Origin of the sequence: Streptomyces sp. FH025 (assembly GCF_017427025.1) — a bacterium.
Classification (GTDB): domain Bacteria; phylum Actinomycetota; class Actinomycetes; order Streptomycetales; family Streptomycetaceae; genus Kitasatospora.
This window is the reverse complement of sequence record NZ_JAFLNG010000517.1, coordinates 1-5,631: the sequence shown is the minus strand read 5'-3', so window position 1 is coordinate 5,631 and position 5,631 is coordinate 1. Positions and strand designations below refer to the sequence as shown.

General features: G+C 75.3%; 3 protein-coding genes, 1 tRNA gene and 2 pseudogenes. 5 read left to right on the top strand and 1 reads right to left on the bottom strand.

Annotated elements, in window-relative coordinates:
* Window positions 1-769 (bottom strand): GNAT family N-acetyltransferase (locus tag J0670_RS40375; RefSeq protein WP_207814521.1); only part of this gene is annotated, 769 nt, incomplete at its 3' end.
* 1,046 nt (window positions 770-1,815) lie between these two features.
* Between J0670_RS40375 and J0670_RS28230 the strand changes: the two are divergent.
* From J0670_RS28230 to J0670_RS28210, 5 genes and pseudogenes are all read left to right on the top strand, one after another.
* Window positions 1,816-2,818, top strand: a pseudogene (locus tag J0670_RS28230) (helix-turn-helix domain-containing protein); the annotation flags it as partial.
* A gap of 883 nt (window positions 2,819-3,701) precedes the next feature.
* Window positions 3,702-4,304: an oligoribonuclease gene (orn, locus tag J0670_RS28225; RefSeq protein WP_207814520.1), complete on the top strand. Its 603-nt coding sequence runs from the start codon at window positions 3,702-3,704 to the stop codon at window positions 4,302-4,304.
* Between the two features lie 177 nt (window positions 4,305-4,481).
* Window positions 4,482-4,557: transfer RNA gene (locus tag J0670_RS28220), tRNA-His, on the top strand.
* Between the two features lie 147 nt (window positions 4,558-4,704).
* Entirely contained in the window at window positions 4,705-5,151 is a 447-nt protein-coding gene (locus tag J0670_RS28215) for a DUF4442 domain-containing protein (protein ID WP_207814519.1), read from the top strand.
* Between the two features lie 109 nt (window positions 5,152-5,260).
* Window positions 5,261-5,631 (top strand): annotated as a pseudogene (locus J0670_RS28210) (hypothetical protein); the annotation flags it as partial.

Genomic DNA, 5,631 nt, shown 5'->3' with positions numbered 1-5,631 from the left:
AGGTCCGGGCGCGCTCGGTGAACCCGAGCTTGCGGTAGATCGGCTCGCCGGCCGAGGTGGCGACCAGGGTCGCCGGGCGGTCCGGGTGCGCGTTGACCAGGGCGGCCCGCACGACGGCGCGGGCCACGCCCTGGCCCCGCCGGTCGGGCATGGTGGCGACCCAGTACACCCCGGTGGCACCGCCGTCGTCGCAGGTCAGGCAGGCGCCGGCCGCAGCGCCGTCGACGCGGCCCAGCCAGGCGCGGAGGCCCGGTTCGTGCAGCAGCCGCTCCGGGAGCGCGTCGTTCCGGACCCAGGGCTGCCGGGCGGGCAGCGGAAAGCCCTCCACTATGATCCGCTCGACCAGTGCGAGGGCATCGCCGTCCAGCGCCTCATCGACCGTCAGGGACCCGCCCCCGCGCGCCTCCGAGGCGGCGGGCAGTCCGGCCGTCACCCCCTCGACGGGACCGGGCTCCCGGACCATCACCGGCATGATCGGCATCCTGGTGGCCCCGAAGCGGGAGAGGTCGAGCCCGCCGTACGGGTCCTCCAGGGTGAAGCGGAGAGTCGACCACTCACCCAGCAGGTTCGCCAACTCCTGCTCCACGAGTCCGGGTTCGGCATAGGGGCGGGTGACCAGGAAACGGTGCGCGTCGTCCGGGGTGCGGGCGCAGCGGACCGCCGTCAGTCCCGGCCGGACCTCGGACCGCCAGCCGTGTGCGCGGGCTTGGGTGAGCCAGAAGGTGGAGGCGTTGTCGTTGGCCTGTTCGAGCCGGCTGTCGGTGTTCACGGCAGGACGGTAACCCGGCGGGCCCGGCCCTGATTCCGCCGCCCGGGCACTGGCCGGATGAAGCCTGGGAGGCGCACGGCGTGCATCCGTGCGCCCTCTCGTGCACCGCCGATTTTCGGTCAATTTCACGCCAGTCCCTCCCCCTTGGACAAATCCGCAGCCCAGGCCCGCCTCCCGGGCGCCCGGAAGCCGGACGCCCCAGGAAGCGCCGCGCGACAACCAGCCACCGTTGCACCGGCCCTCTTCCCAGAAGGGTCGACGGGTGCCACGCTTCGTGATCGAATGCATCACGCCAAATTGCCATGTCGACATAGCGTCGGATGGTGAACTTGTCACAACGGCAATGGTCCACCCGATAGATTTCGATCTTGGCTAGCAGTGCCGCACCACCCACACCACACCACCGAGGGGGCTTGAGCGCCTTGAGCAGGGTGAGCAGGAGCGACGCGGGTCCTGACAGCGGCCAGGCGCTGGCCGGCACCGCAGGTCGCTCCGCGAGAAGCACCGGCACCTCCGCGATCGCCACCACCCGCACCTCCGGCGCCCCGAGCACTCCGGGCCCCTCCCCGCACACCTCGCACTCCGCGTACCCCGCGGTGCCGTCCGCCGCCTCCGGCCCGGCCTCGGCCGAGCACGGCGGCCCGGTTCCGTACGGGGCGCAGCCGCCCCAGGGCGGGCACCCGAACCCCGGCGGACAGCCCGTCAGCCGAGGCTTCGTCAATCCGTCCCAGGCCTACGGCAACCACGGCCCGGCCCACGGCACCGACCACCCCGGCCACTCCGGCCCCGGCTACTCCGCGACCGGCCACTCCGGCCCCGGCTACTCCGCGACCGGCCACTCCGGCCCCGGTTACCCGGCCGCCGGACACCCGGCCGTCGGACACCCCGGCCCCGGCTACCCCGCCACCGGCGCGGCCCCGGGCCTGAACGGCGCCGGCGGCGGCCCGCTCGGCGGCCTCGCCCTGGGCACCGCGCCCGGCCACAACCCGCTGGGGCACGGCGGCCACGGCGGTGGTCACGGCTCCAACGGCTCCTCGACGACCCCGGTGACGGTCTCGGCCCCGCGCAAGCTGTCCGGCCGACGCCGCCGGGAGACCGTCGCGGTGCTGATCTTCGGCGGCGCCCCGATCTTCGAGAGCTCCATCCCGCTCTCCGTCTTCGGCGTGGACCGCCAGGACGCCGGGGTCCCCCGCTACCGGCTGCTGGTCTGCGCCGGCGAGGAGGGCCCGCTGGCCACCACGGGCGGCCTGACCCTCTCCGCCCCGTACGGCCTGGAGGCCCTCGCCCGGGCCGGCACGATCGTCGTACCGGCCTGGCGCTCGATCTCCCAGCCCCCGCCGGTCGAGGCGATCACCGCCCTGCGCAAGGCCCACCACGAGGGCGCGCGGATCATCGGGCTCTGCACCGGCGCCTTCGTGCTCGCCGCCGCCGGTCTGCTCGACGGCCGCCCCGCGACCACGCACTGGATGTACGCACCGACGCTGGCCAAGCGCTACCCCCGGGTGCACGTCGACCCGCGCGAGCTCTTCGTGGACGACGGCGACGTGCTCACCTCGGCCGGCACCGCCGCCGGGATCGACCTGTGCCTGCACGTGGTGCGCACCGACCACGGCGCCGAGGCGGCCAACGCGCTGGCCCGCCGACTGGTGGTGCCGAGCCGCCGCAGCGGCGGCGGACAGGCCCAGTACATCGATCAGTCTTTACCTGAAGAGATCGGCAACGACCCGTTGGCCGAGGTCGTCACCTGGGCGCTGGAGAACCTCAACCAGCAGTTCGACGTCGAGGTGCTGGCGGCTCGCGCCTACATGAGCCGACGCACCTTCGACCGGCGGTTCCGCACGCTCACCGGCAGCGCGCCGTTGCAGTGGCTGATCACCCAGCGGGTGCTCCAGGCGCAGCGGCTGCTGGAGACCTCGGAGCTGTCGGTGGACGATGTCGCGCGCCGGTGCGGGTTCCGTTCGCCGGTCGCGCTGCGCGGGCACTTCCGCCGCCAGCTCGGGGTCTCCCCGGCCGCGTACCGGACCAGCTACCGGGCTCGTCGGCCCGGGCAGCAGTCGCCCACCCCGGCCGGGGTGCACGGCGGCGAGCTGCGGCTGCCCGGCGCGCTGCCGCACCCGGTGGCCGCCGCGGCGGCGGGCGGGGCGCTGTTCGGCGGAGCGGTGCACGGCGCGCAACCGGGCCACCCGTTCCCGTCGGGTGCCGGCGCGCAGGTCCCGGTGGGCCAGCCCGGTCCGCACGGGCAGCCGCTCGGTCACGGGCAGCCGGCGCCGCACGGGTCGGGCGGGGCGGGCGGTGCGTACGGTCCGGGGCAGGTCGGGACGCCTGCCGCCCAGGGCTTCCACGCCCGGCCGGGCCAGCCGTACCCGCACCAGCAGGCCGCGCAGCAGCCGCACCCCGGGCAGCAGGGTGCGGGGCGCGGTCCGGCGCGGGCGCCGCTGGTGCCGCCGCAGGCCGGTCCGGGAGCGGGGCGTCCGCAGCGGACCGCCGAGCACGCGGCGGCCGAGGACGGCCACCCCCAGCCGGGGGCTCGCGGCCAGGGCCAGGGCCAGGGGTACCGCAGCGCGGTCGAGCGGCCCGGGGACGAGCCGGGTGCGGCCGGGCGCGGGCACGGCGTGCCGGGCGGCCGGGTGCCGGCTCCCGCCGCCGGGCAGCCGGCGGCGGGGTCGGGTGAGCTGCGGGGCCGCCAGGCGCGGGCGCCGCAGGTCCGCACCCCGAGCGGCCGGGCCACCTCGGTGGACGGCGCCCGGGCGGCACGCGAGGCCCGGCCCGGGCGGGACGGCCACGCGGTCCGCTCCGGCCGGGAGGGCGAGCTGCCGGACGGCCACGGCGCGCACGACGGGGCGGAGGAGCACCAGGCCGAGGCCTGCGCTCCGGCACCCCGCACGGCTCCACCGGTCCCCGCGGCGCGTGATCGCGCCGTAGGGTGAGTTGCGTGAATGACCGTTTGGTATGGATCGACTGTGAAATGACCGGCCTCGACCTCGACCGGGACGCCCTGGTCGAGGTCGCGGTGCTGGTGACGGACTCCGAGCTGAACATCCTCGGCGAGGGTGTGGACGTCATCATCCGCCCGCCCGCGGAGGCGCTGGCGAACATGCCCGAGGTGGTGCGCGAGATGCACACCTCCTCCGGCCTGCTGGAGGAGCTGGAGCAGGGCGTGACCCTGGCCGAGGCCGAGGAGCGGGTCCTGGCGTACGTGCGCGAGCACGTGCCGGAGGCCGGCCGGACCCCGCTGTGCGGCAACTCGGTGGCCACCGACCGCGGCTTCCTGGCCCGGGACATGCCCGCCCTGGAGAAGCACCTGCACTACCGGATCGTGGACGTCTCCTCGATCAAGGAGCTGGCCCGCCGCTGGTACCCGAAGGCGTACTACAACAGCCCGCAGAAGGGCGGGAACCACCGGGCGCTCGCCGACATCCGCGAGAGCATCGACGAACTGCGGTACTACCGCGAGGCGGTGTTCGTCCCGCAGCCCGGCCCGGACGCCGACACCGCGCGCGCCATCGCCGTGAAGTACCAGGGCCCGGCCGACTGACCCGGTCGGCGGGGCCGCCGGGGCACCCGCCGCAGGGTCCACGGGGCGCCCGCCGCGGGGCCGGAGAGGGTGCCCGCGTTCGCCGGAGCGGAACCCTGGCGCGAGCACCCTCTCGGATCCTGTAGAGTTCTTCCTGTCGGAACGGGAACGCGAGAGCGGGAACGGGCCGGACAGATGGTGGGTGTAGCTCAGTTGGTAGAGCACCTGGTTGTGGTCCAGGTGGTCGCGGGTTCGAGTCCCGTCACTCACCCCAGAGCCTGAGGGGCCGATCTCTTCAAGAGATCGGCCCTTCAGGCGTTTTCGCGTCCCCTCAATCTGCGCGGTCTCAGTTGTGCACGGTGGTCCGGCTTTTCCGGTCGACCCCTGCCGCGAGAAGCTACCGGCTAGTAACATCGTCGCCATGACCACACCTTCGATCGGCCAGCTGCTCGACTCCACCGTGCCGATGGCGCACACCCTCAAGCTGGAGTACCTGGAGACCACCCCGGAGCGCGCCGTGCTCCGGCTGCCCGACCAGCCCGCGTACCACAACCACGTCGGCGGCCCGCACGCCGGCGCGATGTTCACGCTCGCCGAGTCCGCCAGCGGCTGCATCGTGCTCGCCGCCTTCGGGGGCCAGCTGTCCCGGGCCGTGCCGCTCGCCGTGAACGCCGAGATCGCCTACAAGAAGCTCGCCATGGGCGACGTCACCGCCACCGCCGTGCTCGGCCGCCCGGCCGCCGAGGTCGTCGCCGAGCTGGACGCCGGCGGCCGCCCCGAGTTCCCGGTCACCGTCGAGATCACCCGGGCCGACGGCGCCGTCACCGGTGTGATGACGGTCACCTGGACCCTGCGTCCCAACTCCTGACCGCCGCGCGGTCGGTGGCCCCGGGCCCATCGCTCCGGGGCCGCCCGCACGATGACTGTCCGTGACGGCGGGCGTGACCTCACCGCCCGCCCGGTCGTTCTCAACTCACGTGCGAGCCAATCACGCGACCAAGCCCCAGGAACCCGCCCCCCGCGGCGTCGACGGAGCACGGCGGGCGCTCGCCCGGTGGCTGCCCCACCCGCGCGCCGTCGCCGTCGGCGGCGCTCTGCTCGCACAGCTCTGGGGCGTCGGCGCGCCGGGCGCGTACGCGGCCACCGCCGATCCGCCCACGGGACGGACCGAGCCCGCCGTCCGCCGCACCCACGGCGTCACCACGCTCGACGGGCAGTCAGCCGTCCGGCCCGCCGAACCCGGGCACCCGGCGGACGGGGCGCCCGCCCACTCCCCCGCGCCGGTCGGGGAACTGACCGACGGCGGCCCCGACGGCGCCCTCCGCCAACGGATCCGGGCCGGCGGCCT

Bases quoted from the DNA above. Each gene is read 5' to 3' on its own strand.
- J0670_RS28215 (WP_207814519.1), top strand. From the start codon at position 4,705: ATGACCACACCTTCGATCGGCCAGCTGCTCGACTCCACCGTGCCGATG.